This is a genomic window from Sphingobium abikonense NBRC 16140, from assembly GCF_001598335.1.
Classification (GTDB): domain Bacteria; phylum Pseudomonadota; class Alphaproteobacteria; order Sphingomonadales; family Sphingomonadaceae; genus Sphingobium; species Sphingobium abikonense.
This window is the reverse complement of record NZ_BCYT01000003.1, coordinates 61,076-76,061: the sequence shown is the minus strand read 5'-3', so window position 1 is coordinate 76,061 and position 14,986 is coordinate 61,076. Positions and strand designations below refer to the sequence as shown.

General features: G+C 64.5%; 13 protein-coding genes. 9 read left to right on the top strand and 4 right to left on the bottom strand.

Going from position 1 to position 14,986, the window contains the following annotated elements:
• Positions 1 to 248 precede the first annotated feature (248 nt).
• The 9 genes from SAB01S_RS04155 (at position 249) to SAB01S_RS04115 (ending at position 11,737) form a co-directional block, all read left to right on the top strand.
• A complete protein-coding gene (locus SAB01S_RS04155) occupies positions 249 to 1,658 on the top strand; it encodes a circularly permuted type 2 ATP-grasp protein (protein ID WP_062731875.1) in 1,410 nt (469 codons plus the stop codon).
• 4 nt (positions 1,659 to 1,662) lie between these two features.
• Positions 1,663 to 2,595, top strand: a complete 933-nt coding sequence (locus SAB01S_RS04150; RefSeq protein ID WP_062731874.1) for an alpha-E domain-containing protein — start codon at positions 1,663 to 1,665, stop codon at positions 2,593 to 2,595.
• Between the two features lie 19 nt (positions 2,596 to 2,614).
• A complete protein-coding gene (locus SAB01S_RS04145; protein ID WP_062731873.1) occupies positions 2,615 to 3,487 on the top strand; it encodes a transglutaminase family protein in 873 nt (290 codons plus the stop codon).
• A gap of 76 nt (positions 3,488 to 3,563) precedes the next feature.
• Positions 3,564 to 4,301, top strand: coding sequence for a proteasome-type protease (locus SAB01S_RS04140; protein ID WP_062731872.1), 738 nt, complete (start codon positions 3,564 to 3,566; stop codon positions 4,299 to 4,301).
• 111 nt (positions 4,302 to 4,412) lie between these two features.
• On the top strand, positions 4,413 to 5,021 hold the full coding sequence (locus SAB01S_RS04135; RefSeq protein WP_062732085.1) for a TetR/AcrR family transcriptional regulator: 609 nt from the start codon (positions 4,413 to 4,415) through the stop codon (positions 5,019 to 5,021).
• 373 nt (positions 5,022 to 5,394) lie between these two features.
• Positions 5,395 to 5,787 carry a hypothetical protein gene (locus tag SAB01S_RS04130; protein WP_062731871.1) on the top strand — a complete coding sequence of 131 codons (393 nt, stop codon included), beginning with the start codon at positions 5,395 to 5,397 and terminating at the stop codon, positions 5,785 to 5,787.
• A complete protein-coding gene (locus SAB01S_RS04125; RefSeq protein ID WP_062731870.1) occupies positions 5,784 to 7,046 on the top strand; it encodes an efflux RND transporter periplasmic adaptor subunit in 1,263 nt (420 codons plus the stop codon). The genes SAB01S_RS04130 and SAB01S_RS04125 overlap by 4 nt, the downstream gene beginning before the upstream one ends.
• Positions 7,047 to 7,133: 87 nt before the next feature.
• The gene (locus SAB01S_RS04120; RefSeq protein WP_062731869.1) at positions 7,134 to 10,319 is read left to right on the top strand and encodes an efflux RND transporter permease subunit; all 3,186 of its coding nucleotides are present in this window, start codon (positions 7,134 to 7,136) and stop codon (positions 10,317 to 10,319) included.
• An 11-nt stretch (positions 10,320 to 10,330) separates the two neighbouring features.
• On the top strand, positions 10,331 to 11,737 hold the full coding sequence (locus tag SAB01S_RS04115; protein ID WP_062731868.1) for an efflux transporter outer membrane subunit: 1,407 nt from the start codon (positions 10,331 to 10,333) through the stop codon (positions 11,735 to 11,737).
• Positions 11,738 to 11,780: 43 nt separating this feature from the next.
• Here SAB01S_RS04115 and SAB01S_RS04110 read toward each other — a convergent pair whose 3' ends face one another.
• The 4 genes from SAB01S_RS04110 to SAB01S_RS04100 all read right to left on the bottom strand — a co-directional run bounded on the left by SAB01S_RS04110 (position 11,781) and on the right by SAB01S_RS04100 (position 14,971).
• The gene (locus SAB01S_RS04110) at positions 11,781 to 12,374 is read right to left on the bottom strand and encodes a nitroreductase family protein (RefSeq protein ID WP_062732084.1); all 594 of its coding nucleotides are present in this window, start codon (positions 12,372 to 12,374) and stop codon (positions 11,781 to 11,783) included.
• Between the two features lie 83 nt (positions 12,375 to 12,457).
• Positions 12,458 to 12,619 carry a hypothetical protein gene (locus SAB01S_RS18385; RefSeq protein WP_157078272.1) on the bottom strand — a complete coding sequence of 54 codons (162 nt, stop codon included), beginning with the start codon at positions 12,617 to 12,619 and terminating at the stop codon, positions 12,458 to 12,460.
• A 346-nt stretch (positions 12,620 to 12,965) separates the two neighbouring features.
• The gene (locus tag SAB01S_RS04105) at positions 12,966 to 13,823 is read right to left on the bottom strand and encodes an SMP-30/gluconolactonase/LRE family protein (protein WP_062731867.1); all 858 of its coding nucleotides are present in this window, start codon (positions 13,821 to 13,823) and stop codon (positions 12,966 to 12,968) included.
• A complete protein-coding gene (locus SAB01S_RS04100) occupies positions 13,823 to 14,971 on the bottom strand; it encodes an aldose epimerase family protein (RefSeq protein WP_062731866.1) in 1,149 nt (382 codons plus the stop codon). The genes SAB01S_RS04105 and SAB01S_RS04100 overlap by 1 nt, the downstream gene beginning before the upstream one ends.
• Positions 14,972 to 14,986 lie beyond the last annotated feature (15 nt).

The following is a 14,986-nucleotide window of genomic DNA, read 5'->3' as shown; positions in this document are numbered from 1 at the left end:
CGACGGTGAGGCGGCGCTATATGCTGCGGCGGTCGACCGGTCAACGGGGCGCGCGAAAAATTTGGACGGGATGCGGTGCGCTTCTCAAAATCCCGAGTAAAAACGAAGATAAACGACTTTTCCGCCATTTAGGGTCAACGCTCTGGCAACCTTTTTGCCGCTCGCCACTTTTGCCTTGCATTCACCACGGCGCGGCGCACTAATATTGCAATGCACAACCGGCCGCCGGCCGAGGGAGGATCGTCCACTTGCCCTTCCATGAGATGTTTGAGCCCGACGGGTCGATCCGCCCCTGTTATGACGAAGTGCAACAATGGGTGGACCGCACCGGCATCGCCGGGCTCAACCGACGCATGGACGAGGCGGAGGCGATTTTCCGGCGCATCGGCATCACCTTCGCCGTCTATGGCGAAGGCGGCGATCCAGAACGGCTCATCCCCTTCGACCTGCTGCCGCGCATCTTCACCGCCAATGAATGGCGCATATTGGACAAGGGCATCCGCCAGCGCGCCCGTGCATTGAACGCCTTCCTGCATGACGTCTATCATCGCGGCGAGATCGTGAAGGCGGGCATCATGCCGGCCGACATCATTTACAGGAACAGCGCCTATCTGGCCGAAATGGCCGACTTCACGCCGCCCGGCAAAGTTTACAGCCATATCGTGGGCATCGACATCGTGCGGACCGGGCCGGGCAGCTTCGAAGTGCTGGAAGATAATTGCCGCACGCCTTCGGGCGTGTCCTACATGCTCGAAAATCGCGAGATCATGACGCGCATGTTCCCCGAACTGTTTGCCCAGGGCGTGGTGGCGCCGGTCGACGATTACCCCGCCGAATTGCTCAAGAGCCTGAAGGAAGTTGCCCCGCCCGCCTGCAAGGGCGACCCGGTCGTCGTGGTTCTGACGCCGGGATCGCTCAACAGCGCTTATTATGAGCACAGCTTCCTCGCCGACCTGATGGGCGTCGAACTGGTCGAACCGGCGGACCTGTTCGTCGACGATGATCGCGTGTGGATGAAGACGACGCTGGGGCCAAAGGCGGTCGATGTCATCTACCGGCGGATCGACGACGAATATATCGACCCGCTGGTCTTCCGCCCCGACAGCCTGCTGGGCGTGCCCGGCATCTTCAACGTCTACCGCAATGGCGGCGTAACGCTGGCGTCGGCGCCAGGGTCCGGTATCGCCGACGACAAGGCGGTCTATATCTACGTGCCGGAGATGATCCGCTTCTATCTCGGCGAGAGGCCGATTCTCGACAACATCCAGACCTGGCAGTGCGGCAAGCCGGACGAGCTGAAATATGTGCTGGACCATCTGCACGAGCTGGTCGCCAAGGAAGTCCATGGGTCGGGCGGCTATGGCATGCTGATCGGCCCCAAGGCGAGCCATGCCGAAGTGGAAGCCTATGCGGAGCGGATCAAGGCCAATCCGGGCGAGTTCATCGCCCAGCCCACGCTGGACCTGTCGACCGTCCCGACGCTCGGCCCGGCATCAATCGTGGGCCGCCATGCCGACTTCCGCCCCTATTGCCTGGTCGGCAAACAGATCCGCCTCGTGCCCGGCGGCCTCACCCGCGTCGCGCTGACCGAAGGGTCACTGGTGGTCAATTCCAGCCAGGGCGGCGGGGTCAAGGATACCTGGGTGCTGCAGGAATGATGCGATGCTGAGCCGGACCGCCGAAAATCTCTTCTGGATGGCGCGCTACATGGAACGTGCCGAAGCCACTGCGCGGCTGCTGACCATGGGGCAGCGCATGGCGATCCTGCCAGGCGCGCATCATCGCGACGAATGGCGGTCGGTGGTGCGCGCGACGGGGGCGGAATATCGCTTTCCCGAAGGCTCGACCGTGACCGAAAGCGACGCCGTCGCCTATTTGATGCTTGACCTCGACAATGCCAGCTCGATCCGGTCCTGTTTGTTGAAGGCGCGCGCCAATGCCAAGTCCGCCCGCACCATGTTGACGCAGGATATGTGGGAAGCGCTGAACGAGGGCTGGCGCAAGCTCGACAGCTATGACGTGGCCGAAGCGCGGCAGCAACTGCCCAGCCTGATCGACTGGGTCAAGACCCGCGTCATGACCTTTCGCGGCGCGGCCCATTCGGGCCAGTTGCGCAACGAAGGCCATGATTTCCTGCGCTGCGGATCGGCGCTGGAGCGGGCGCAGATGACGCTGCGCCTGCTCGACGTCAAATATTATGTCCTGCTGCCCGAAACCGAAGTCATCGGCGGCAATCGCGATCATTATCAATGGACGTCGGTGCTCTATGCGCTGTCGGGCGCGCGCGCCTATCATCATGTCTATGGCGGCACCTACACGCCCTGGCAGATTACCGACTTCCTGATGCTCAATCGCCTGTTCCCGCGCAGCGTCGCCTATTGTTACGACCAACTGGCCTACCGGCTCAATCGCCTGGCCGGCTGGCATGATGCCAAGGGGCCGTGCCATGACACGGTCAAGGACATGGTGGCGGGGCTGGAAAGCCAGGACAGCGGCGAAATCTTCCGACAGGGTCTGCATGAAACCGTGCAGCATGGCCTGATGGTGACGAACAGACTGGGCGCGGAGATCGCCCAGACCTATCATTTCGGCTGATGGCGCGGATGACCTCATCATGAAGCTGATTGTCCGCCATCAGACCATCTACAGCTATGCCGCAGCCGCTGGCCGCGTAGCCATGCGGCTGAAGCTGATGCCGGTCGATACGCCCGCGCAGCGCGTGCTGGACTGGCAGGTATCCGTGAACGAGGAGCCGCTCACCAGCTTTCGGTCCAACAGCTATGGTGAGAAGGAAGCGATCTGGGTGCGGCACGACCGGTTGGACCATGCCGTCATCGTGGCCGAAGGGCTGGTCGAAACCCAGGAACGCCATGGTGTGCAGGGGCATCTGGGCAGCAAGGTCGATCCGCGCTATTTCCTGCGCGACACCCGCCTTACTCGCCCGTCCGAGGCGATAGCGGCAATGGCCAGGTCCTTGCCGGCCGACGGCGGCCCACTCGCGACGCTGCACGCCCTGTCGGCCGCCGTCAGCGACGCGGTCCAGTATCGCGCCGGCGTCACCACCGCCGACACATGCGCGGCCGACGCCTTCGCGCTGGGCGCAGGCGTGTGCCAGGACCATGCGCAGGTCTTCATCACCGCCGCTCGCACGATCGGCATGCCGGCCCGCTATGTATCGGGCTATCTGCTCGCAGGCGAAGGCGACACGCTGCACGAAACCCATGGCTGGGCGGAAGCCTGGCTGCCGGACCTGGGCTGGATCGGCTTTGACCCGTCCAATCGCGTCTGCGTCACCGAACGCTATCTGCGCGTCGCCAGCGGCCTGGACGCCGACGATGCCGCGCCGATCCGCGGATCGGTGACGGTCGCAGGCGACATCTGGATCGACGCCGACGTGCGCATCGCGCAGGCGCAAGAGGGCGTGGAGGAACGGCAATTGCAGCGACAGCAGCAACAAAGCACACCCCCACCCCAAGCCGCAGGTTGAAAATAGCGGTCGCACGTCGGATGGAGGGTCCGACGATTCGTCGATCGGGTCAATTGCATCGGGAGGCCGGGGGGCCGTGACTTATTGTGTGGCCGTGCGCGTCGACCAGGGACTGGTGATGCTGTCCGACACCCGCACCAATGCGGGCATGGACAATATCGCGCGCTTTCGGAAGAGCTTTACCTATCATGTGCCCGGCGAACGGGCGATCACCCTGCTATGTTCGGGCAATCTGTCGATCACCCAGGGGGTGAAGTCGATGTTGAGCAAGGCCATCAAGGAATCGGCCTTCGACCCCGATATCGAAACCATCCTCAATTGCGACACCATGTATCGCGTGGCGCAGATTGTTGGCGCTTCGATGCAGGCGATGCAGCAGCGCTATCGCGAAAATATCGAAATGGGCGGATCGGGCGCCAGCGCGTCGATCATGATCGCGGGCCAGCGCCGGGGCGGCAAGCCTCGCCTCTACCTCGTCTATTCGGCCGGCAATTTCATCGAGGCGACCGAAGACACGCCCTTCTTCCAGATTGGCGAGCATAAATATGGCAAGCCGATCCTGGACCGGATCATCGCCCGCGAAACCAGCCTGGAGGACGCGACCAAGGCGGTGCTGGTGTCGATGGATTCGACGCTGCGCTCCAACCTGTCGGTCGGCATGCCGCTCGATCTGGTCGTCATCCCGACCGACATGTTCGATTTTCGCGTCCGCACCCGCATCGAAGCGGATAATGAGGAATTCGCGCGCATATCGCAAAGCTGGAGCGCCGCACTGCGCAAGGGGTTCGAGGATTTGCCCAACGTATTGGACTGACGCCGCCGGCCCTGACGACATATTTCGACAGCAAAAGCGACAGGTCGAAGCCATTTGCCCGAAGCCCGCGGCACTGGACATCTTGGTCAGACGACCTATATACCGATCGGTATGGAAACGGTGACACAAAGCGGGAGGGGCAGGCCACGAGAGTTTGATCCCGAAGAAGCGCTGTCGGCTGCGTTGCAGGTGTTCTGGCGTCGCGGCTATGAAGGGGCGTCGCTCGCCGAACTCACCGAGGCCATGGGCATCACCAAGCCCAGCCTTTATGCCTGTTTCGGCAACAAGGAATCGCTGTTTCGCAAGGCGCTCGATCTCTACGAGCGCGACAAGCTGTGCTATATGAAATCCGCGCTGGACGCGCCGACGTCGCGGGAGGTGGCCGATCGGTTGTTGCGTGGATCCCTGGCGATCCAGACCAACAGCACCGATCCCAAAGGGTGCATGGGCGTCATCAGCGCGGTGGGCGGCACCGCCCATTCCGAATGTATTCGCGACGAAATCCTGACCCGTCGGGCCTCATCGGATCGCGCGCTGGTCGCGCGGCTGCAACGCGCGAGGGATGAAGGCGACCTGCCCGACCATGTCGATCCGGCTGGTCTGGCCTGTTATCTGTCGACGGTGTTGCAGGGCATGGCCGTGCAGGCCGGCGCGGGTGTCGCGGTGGAACGGCTGGAAGCGCTGATCGACACCACCCTGTCGATGTGGCCGGGACGCTGAGGCCCGCTTCCATGCCGCATCGCAAATAAATACCTACCGGTACAGAAAAGCCTCTTGACCGGACAGCTCCGGTTAATATATACCGCCTGGTATAGAAGGAACTGGGCGCTGGCCCGGGGAGGTCAATCTTGAACAACATTCCCATCATCATCCGCTGTCGCTGACGGCGGGCTAGTGGCGCGCATCGGGTCCGCCCGGTCGCACCATTTTCATCATCACAGCCTGTTCCCCTGACGTGCAGCCGCGCGGTCAGACGGGATGGTCTGCGCAAAATTCGGACGCAAGCCGCGGGACGCCACCAGCGTGATTCCCGGGATAAGGCCGCGCGTCCGCTTCAGGCAGGTTTTCAACAGGGACAGGAAGGAGCATCCTCATGGCTTTCCTTGATTTCAGCCAACCCATGGCCGGCCCCGCTCCGGTCGCGTCAACAGCGCAAGCGGTTGCCGCCCCCACCGACTTCACCCCGCAAGAATGGCAGATCGTCTCGCTGGCCCGCACCGATGGCCTGCGGTCGCTGCAGGGACCGGGGCGCTTCGTCCGCCTGCGCCGCTGGATTTTCGGCGAAGACACCAATTTGGCGCTCGCCAGCGAGAGGCTGGAGGCGCTGCGCCGCCTGGCCGTCGAAGCCTGGCACCGCGGCTATGCCGTATCGCTCTCAGCCCTGGCCGCTTTCCGCGCGGCCGGCTTTTCCACCGCGCAGCTGGAATTGCTGCTCGCCACCATCAGCGCGGGCCGTCACGCCCGCCCACGCCGGAGTTTTGCATGAACCAGATGACCAAAATCACGACGGACGGCGCGCACGACGCAGCGCCTCACAGCACGCGCCGGCGCTGGTCGCGCCGCCAGGGCGGCATCGCCGCGATCGCCCTGGTGGTGGCGCTGGGAGGCATATGGAAGCTGGTCGACAGGCCGCAAGCGCAGGCGCAGGCAGCTCAGGTCGCCACGGTGGGCATATCCGCGCCGCTGCAACGCGTCGTGACCCAATGGGACGACTATGTCGGCCGCTTCGCCCCCAGCCAGACTGTCGATATTCGCCCCCGCGTGTCGGGCGCCGTCACCGCCATTCATTTTCAGGACGGCGATTATGTGCGCAAGGGCCAACCGCTCTTCACCATCGACCAGCGGCCGTTCCGCGCCGCGCTGGCCGAAGCCCGGGCAAGCGTGGCATCAGCGCGCAGCGCGCTGCTGCTGGCGCAGAATGACTATGCCCGCGTCCAGCGCCTGACCGGCGACGAAGCGGTTTCCGCAAGCGAAGTCGATGCCCTGCGTTCCCGGTTGCAGGCGGCCCAGGCGGAGCTGGCGGGCGCGCAGGCGCGCGAACGCAGCCGCGCGCTCGACGTCGAATTCACGCAGGTTCGCGCGCCCATTTCCGGCCGCGTGTCGGATCGTCGCGTCGATATCGGCAATTTGGTGTCGGGCGCGGAGGGCAATGGTGCGACCCTGTTGACCACGATCAACAAGCTCGACCCCATTTACTTCAACTTCGACGCGTCCGAAGCGCTTTACCTCAAGTCGCAACGGGATCAGGCCGATGGTGGCCTGGTCGAGGTGCGATTGCAGGATGAGGCCGATTATCGCCACAAGGGCCGGCTCGACTTCACCGACAATGGCCTTGATCCGCGATCCGGGACGATCCGCATTCGCGCGGTGTTCGCCAATCCCGACAATTTCCTGACGCCGGGCCTGTTTGGCAATATGCGCCTGGCCAATGGCGGGAAGGCGAACGCCCTGCTGGTGCCGGACGCAGCGATCCAGTCAGACCAGGCGCGCAAGACGGTGCTGGTCGTGGGCAAGGATGACAGCGTTGCGGCCAAGCCCGTCGAACTGGGACCCGTTGTCGATGGGCTGCGCATCATCCGCAGCGGCCTTGACCCCCAAGACCGCGTCGTCATCACCAATGTTCAGGCGGCCATGCCCGGCGCCAAGGTCGCGACCCGGCCTGCAACGATCCGGCCTGCGCCAGCGCCCGTGACCCCGGTCGACAGCGTGGCCCCGGCCGCGGCGCAGGCGACGTTCGCCCGATAAGCGTCCGTAACTGCCCGATATTCCAAAGCCCGTGATCCGGCCGCGCCGGATCGCGCGGCATCCCTTTCGCTCGCAAAGGACGATCCGATGCGCTTTTCCCGTTTTTTCATCGACCGGCCGATCTTCGCCGCCGTGATCGCGGTGGTCATCACCGTGGTCGGCGCGCTGGCCTTTATCGGCCTGCCGGTCAGCCAATATCCCGACATCGTGCCGCCCACCGTGACGGTGTCTGCCCAATATCCCGGCGCATCGGCCGAAACGGTTGCATCGACCGTCGCTGCCCCGATCGAGCAGGAAATCAATGGCGTCGACGACATGCTGTACCAGAGCAGCCAGTCGACCGGCGATGGCAAGGTGACGATCACCGTCACCTTCAAGATCGGCACGGACCTCGACGCCGCGCAGGTGCTCGTGCAAAACCGCGTCGCGGTCGCCGTGCCGCGCCTGCCCGAGGAAGTGCAGCGGCTGGGCGTCGTCACGCGCAAGACCACGCCCGAATTCCTGATGGTCGTGAACCTGCAATCCCCCGACGGCACGTTCGATCGCAATTACCTGTCCAACTATGCGCTGACACAGGTGCGCGACCGGCTGGCGCGGCTGGACGGCGTGGGCGATGTGCAATTGTTCGGATCACGCGATTATGCGATGCGCATCTGGATCGACCCGGACCGGGCCGCTGCGCTGGACCTGACCGCCGGCGAGATCGTGTCGGCGCTGCGCGCGCAAAATGTGCAGGTGTCCGCCGGGTCAATCGGCCAGCCGCCCTACGACCGGGGCGAAGCCTTCCAGATCGGCGTGGAAATGCAGGGCCGGCTCAAGACGCCCGAGCAATTTTCCGACATCGTCATCCGCAGCGACGCCGACGGGCGGCAAGTGCGCGTGCGCGACGTCGCCCGCGTCGAACTGGGCGCGCAGGATTATGGCATCAACACCTATCTGTCGAACAAGCCCACCGTCGTCATCGCGGTGATGCAGCGGCCCGGATCCAACGCGCTCGACGCGGCGGAAAAGGTGCAGGCGGAAATGGATCAGCTGTCGCAGCGTTTCCCCAAGGGGCTGGAATATAGCGTAATCTATAACCCCACCGAATTTATCAGCCAGTCGATCGACGCCGTCTATCATACGCTGATCGAAGCTGTGCTGCTGGTGGTGCTGGTGATCCTCGTCTTCCTGCAGAACTGGCGGGCTGCGATCATTCCGATCATCGCCATTCCGGTATCCCTGATCGGCACCGCGACGATCCTGGCGGGCTTGGGCTATAGCCTCAACAACCTGTCGCTGTTCGGGCTGGTGCTGGCGATCGGCATCGTCGTCGACGACGCCATCGTCGTGGTCGAAAATGTCGAGCGCAATATCGAAAACGGCCTGTCGCCGTTGGAGGCCGCGCGCCTGTCCATGGACGAAGTGTCGACCGCGCTGATCGCGATCGTGCTGGTGCTGTGTGCGGTGTTCGTGCCGACGCTGTTCATCACCGGCATTTCAGGCGCCTTCTATCAGCAGTTCGCCGTCACCATCTCGACCGCGACGGTCATTTCGCTGATCCTCTCGCTCACTTTGTCGCCGGCGGCCGCCGCGCTGCTGCTCAAGCCCAAACATGGCCCCCGCGACCGCAGCGGCGATCCGGTCTGGCGGCAGAAGCTGGGCCAGGGCGCTGACGCGTTCAATCGCGGGTTCGACCGGATGAGCGCGGGCTATGGCCGGCTCACCCGCTTCCTGGTCGCGCGGCCCAAGAAGATGCTGCTGACCTATGCGGGCCTGATCGCCGCCACCATCGCCCTGTTCTGGGTGACGCCCGGCGGTTTCATTCCCGCGCAGGATCAGGGCTATTTCCTGGCCGTCGTCCAGCTGCCTTCGGGCGCGTCGCTGGAGCGCACGGACAAGGTGACGCGCGAGGTCGCGGAGAAGATCCTGCCGATCAAGGGCCTGCGCGGCGCGGTGATGTTCGCCGGCTTCCACGGCCCGTCGCAGACGCAGGCCCCCAACAGCGCGGCCATCTATTTCCCGTTCAACAGCTTTGCCGAGCGGGAGAAGGAAGGCGTCACCTATGCGGGCATTATGGAGCAGGCGAACAAGGCGGTTGCGGGCTATGACAAGGCGCGCATCCTGCTGGTCCCCCCGCCGCTCATCCAGGGCATCGGGTCCGCCGGTGGCTATCGCATGATGCTGGAGGACCGGGAGGGGCGCGGCTATGCCGACCTTAACAAACAGGCCAATGACCTGATTGCCAAGGCGAACCAGTCGCCCAGCCTGTCGATGGTCTACACATTGTTCGACGTTGGCACGCCACGCGTCTATGCCGATGTCGATCGCCGCAAGGCCGACCTGCTGGGCGTGCCGCCCGAACGCATCTTCGAAGCGATGCAGGTCTATCTCGGCTCCGCCTTCGTCAACGATTTCAACCTGCTAGGCCGCACCTATCGCGTCACCGCGCAGGCCGATGCGGACCATCGCGGATCGGTGGCGGATATCGCGAACCTCAAGACCCGCTCCAACAGCGGGCAGATGGTGCCAATCGGGTCCGTCGCGACCTTCGAGGACAAGACCGGTCCCTACCGCGTGGTGCGCTACAATCTGATGCCTGCGGTGGAGATCGATGGCGACACGGCGCCGGGCTATTCGTCGGGCCAGTCGCTCATGACGATGGAGAAGCTCGCGGCACAAGCGCCGTCCGGCTATGGCGCGGAATGGACGGGCGTCGCCTTCCAGCAGAAGAGCGCGGGCAATACCGCGGGCCTCGTCTTTGGCATGGCGGTGTTCTTCGTCTTCCTTGTGCTGGCGGCGCAATATGAAAGCCTGACGCTGCCGCTGTCGATCATCCTGATCGTGCCGATGTGCCTGTTCGCGGCCATGCTGGGCGTGAACCTGCGGGGGATGGACAATAATATCCTCACGCAAATCGGCCTGGTCGTGCTGATTGCGCTGGCGGCGAAGAACGCCATCCTGGTGGTCGAATTCGCCAAACAGGCGGAGGAAGACCAGGGCCTGTCGCCCATCGAGGCGGCGGTTCAGGCGGCGCAGACCCGGTTGCGGCCGATCCTGATGACCAGCTTCGCCTTCATCCTGGGGGCGGTGCCGCTGGTGATCGCAAGCGGTGCGGGCGCGGAATTGCGCCAGGCGCTGGGCACGGCGGTCTTCTTCGGGATGACCGGCGTCACGGCCTTCGGCCTGCTCTTCACCCCCACCTTCTATGTCGTGTGCCGCGCGCTGGGCGATCGCTTCGCCCGTCGCCGGCCCGGGCAGGCGGACGCAAGCGCGATCCAGCCCGCCGAATGAGGACGTAAATCATGACGAGGACTTTCATCACCCTGCTGCTTGGCGCCAGCGCGCTGACCGCCTGTGCCGCCGGGCCGGATTATCGCCCGCCCGTAACGCCCACCAGTGCGGCCGCCCCTTTCATCGGAGCGGAGGACCCGGCGGTCGCACAAAGCCCGGCGCAGGATCATTGGTGGCGGCTTTATGACGATCCGCTGCTCGACACGCTGGTGCGTGACGCGCTGGCTGCCAATACCGACATCCGCGTTGCGGTCGCCCGGCTGGAGCGCGCCCGCGCCCAGCTACGCGGCGCGCGGTCGGACCGGCTGCCCAGCACGACGCTCAGCGGATCGCCGACCTATGGCCGCGCGTCCCAGGCGCAGACGCTGCCCGGCATGGATCGGGAAAACTGGACCATCGATATGGGACTGGACGTCGCCTATGAGGTGGATCTGTTCGGCCGGGTCAAACGGTCGATCGAGGCGGCACGCGGCGACACTGCGGCGGCCGCCGCCGATGCCGACGCCGTGCGAGTCGCGGTGGTGGCCGATACAGTGCGCGCCTATGTCGACGCTACCACGTCGGCCGAACGGATCGCTGTTGCCCGTCAGACGGTGGATTTGCTCGATCGGTCTTTACGCATCACCCAGGCCCGCTTTGACGTCGGCCGGTCGGACCGGCTGGACGTGGTGCGCGTGACGTCGCTGCGCGATCAGCAGGCCGCACTCATCCCGTCGCTGGAGGCCGATCGTAATGCCGCTTTGTTCCGTCTTGCCACGTTGACCGGCCGCACGCCGCAGGACCTGCCGGACGCGGTACGCGCGGCGCGGCGGACGCCCGACCTGACACAGCCGATTCCGGTCGGCGACGGCCGCGCGCTGCTGGCGCGACGACCCGACGTCCGGGCGGCGGAGCGGCGACTGGCGGCGGACACGGCGCGGATCGGCGTGGCGACGGCCGATCTCTATCCCCGCATCACGCTGGGCGGATCTGTCGGCACAACAGCGATCGGCGGCGGCAATCTGTTTGGCGGCGGCCCCCTGAACTGGTTGCTGGGCCCGCTCATCAGCTGGGCCTTTCCCAACCAGGAGGCCAATCGCGCCCGCATCGCCGCAGCGCGCGCCGATGGCGACGCCGCGCTCGCCAGCTTCGATGGCACCGTGCTGAGCGCGCTGGAAGAAACGGAAACGGCGCTGTCCAATTATGCGCAAGCGCTGTCCCGGCGCGCCGCGCTCCAGACCGCGCGGGACGAAGCCGCGCGGGCAGCACGCATCAGCACGGCGCGCCAGCGGGAGGGGCGGATCGATTTCCTGACCGTTCTCGACGCGCTGCGCACCCAGGCGGCGGCCGACGCAGACCTGGCGAGCGCGGACCGCGCCGTCGCCTTCGCGCAGGTCGACCTGTTCCGCGCGTTGGGCGGCGGCTGGACGGACGGTTGAAGGCCGGCAGGCGGGGCGCACATCCCCGCCTGCCGTCGTGCCATCAGTCGCGGAAATTGCCGGCGAAGGCGAAGTCCTCGATCGGTTTGCGGCCGCTCGGCATCTCGCGGGCCTGCAAATGGTCGGGCAGAATGCCTTTGTCCGCCTGACGGCCGATGGCGACGGCGGCTTCCAGACGGAAGCGGTCGGGCACGGTGAGTTCGGTCCGGGCGCGATCGAAATCGACTCCGGCCATGGCATGCGTGTGATAGCCCATGCGCGTCGCCTGCAACGCCAGCGCCAGCCATGCCGCGCCGGCGTCGAAACTGTGGCTGTGCGAGGGCTTCACCTCATCGGATCCCGGCGCTGAGGTCAACGTGTCGGACAGCACCATCATTAGCACCGACGCCTGTTTCGCCCAGACGCTATTGCCCGGCACCAGCAAGTCCAGGAACCGCTGCCAGTCCGCACTGTCGCGATGGGCATAAAGGAACCGCCAGGGCTGGTAATTGGAGGCGGACGGCGCCCAGCGCGCTGCGTCGAACAACGTATCCAGATCCTCCTGCGGTATCGCCGATCCATCAAAGGCGCGCGGCGACCAGCGCTCCAGCAGCAGGGGGTCGACAGGACGGGAAACGGCGCGCGGGTTTGTTGCCATGATTTGCCTCATAAGGATGAACGTCGCGCCATCCATGCCCGGCCATCGCGCCGAAACGAAGCCCTAAATTGGCAACATAGCGTTCAGTCGACGCTTTCGCGGACATGCAACGGCGCGCGCAGCTCGGTGTCCCCGTCACTATTATCATCATGCGTGTCGAGCAGAATAATCGCGGGGTCGCGGATCAGCGCCTGTGTCAGGCGCGTCCACCAGGATGGCGCTGCCTCTCGCTCGATATGGGTCATGGCTCTCCTTCGCGCCGACTCGTCGCGGCTTACTATCATTATGATAGAGATAAGCCGGGCAAGCAATCTTCGCCGCGCGGACAGAAATGCTTGCGCCGTAACGTCGCCAAAGAGGAGATCGTGATAGAAGCAAAATCGACCCGGACAGCCTTTGGACGCGTGCAGTTCGCCAAAGGCTGTCCGGGCGCAACGTCGTCTGCCTTGGAGAGGGAATGACAACGTTGTCCAAGCTTGGTAGAGGCATTTGGCGGCAATTGCAAGTCTGCTGATGCGCAGTGGATGGAATGAAAAAGGGAGCAGTGAGCGCTGGCTCACCGCTCCCGGTTTTTTGAAATTTTGCGCTTTTTCAGCCCGCGAACAGATGCGTGGGCAAGCCCTTCACGCCGCAATCGACCTCAAAAAAGCCGCCATCATGCTCCGACGGGTCGTCCAGCCCGACCGTCGCTGAACTGACGAACATGCGATCAAGATCGCGGCCGGCGAAGCAGATATTGGTCACCTGCCGCGCCGGCAAGGCGATCGCGCGATCAAGCTGGCCCTCAGGCGTGAAGCGGCTGATCCGGCTACCGCCCCAATGCGCCACCCATATATGCCCGTCAGCATCGACGGTCATGCCATCGGGATAGCCGTCCGCCTCTTCAAACTTGATGAAGGGTTCGCGATCCGTGGCCCCTTCCTCCGTCCGGCGGAAGCGGTACATTTGCCGCCTGGCCGTATCGCTATGATAGAGCCATTGGCCGCAGGGCGAAAAACAGGGGCCGTTGGGCACGCGATAGCCACTGTCGATGACGGCCCAGCCATGATCGGGCACAAGGCGGTAGAGCGATCCGCGATCATGCTCTTCCGCCATATCCATCGTCCCGCACCAGATATGGCCTTGCTGATCCGCCTTGCCATCGTTCATCCGGTTGCCGGGAAAGTGCGGTTCGGGGTCGCCGATGGGCTCAATCGTCAGCGGGTCGAGCGTCAGCGCGGCAAAGCCGCTCTGAAAGCCGGCGATGAAACCGCCCGCCTGCCGTTCCGCCAGCCAGCCGAGCGGTTCCAGCATGGCGACCCGGGTGACGGCCCCGTCGTCAAGCGACAGGCGGTTGAGCGCGGGGGCGAGGATGTCGACCCAGTAGACGGCGTTTTCCCGCGCCGACCACAATGTCCCCTCCCCCAATATGTCCGCGCCTTCCCGCGCGATCATCCGCCATTGCGGCATCAGCGCTTCACCGACAGCCGATAGATCATCTGGTGGTGATAGGGCTTGCCCGGATCGACCCGCGCCGACAGGAAGGCTGGTTTATTGGGCGCGTCGGGGAATTTCTGCGGTTCCAGCGCGATGCCATCGCCCATGCGGTAGAGATGCCCCCCCTTGCCGACCAGCGTCCCGTCGAGGAAGTTGCCTGCGTAGAACTGCACGCCCGGCTCGGTCGTCAGCACTTCAAGCACCCGGCCCGACACCGGGTCCTCCAGCCGCGCGGCCAGTTCCGGCGTCCGGGTCGCGCCCTTGTCGAGCGCCCAATTATGGTCATAGCCCCGGCCATAGACGATCTGCTGATCGCGACCGTCGCGAATGCCGTCGGCCACGCGGCGGGCCGTGCGGAAATCGAACACGCTGCCATCGACCGGCTTCAATTCGCCCGTCGGGATCAGGTTGGCGTCAACCGGCGTGAAGGCCTTGGCGGGGATGGTCAGCACATGACCCAGCGCGCCTTCGGGCGATCCTTCGCCCGCCAAGTTGAAGATGGCATGATTGGTCATGTTGACGATGGTAGGCTTGTCGGTCTTCGCGTCGAAGGCGATGCCCAGATTGCCGTTTTCGTCGAGGGTATAAGTGACGGTCACGTCGAGCTTGCCGGGATAGCCCGCGTCGCCATCAGGACTTGTGAGCGCCAGCACCGCCTTGGCAGTCGGGCCGCTCTTGATCGAGACGACCTTCCAGACCTGCTTGTCAAAGCCCTTGCCGCCGCCGTGAAGCGAATTGACGTCATTGTCATTGACCGGCAGCTGATAGGACGTGCCGTCCAGGCTGAACTTGCCACCAGCAATACGATTGGCGTAGCGGCCGACCGTGACGCCGAAATAATTGGGATGGTCGGCATAATCCTTGGCGTCGTCATAGCCGAGCAGCACGTCGGCAATTTGCCCATCCTTGCCCGGCGCCATCAATGACTGAAGCGTCGCGCCATAGGTCAGGATCTTCGCCGTCACGCCCCGGCCGTTGGTCAGCGTCAGCGTTTCGATGGCCGCGCCGTCGATCGTGCCGGCCGGCGCACGGCTCGCTTCGGCGGCAAGCGCTGTTCCGCTTGCGAGGCTGAGGGCGAGCGCATATGACAACGCTGTTTTCAACGTGACGACCTTTCGCATTGGACTTCCTCCCGG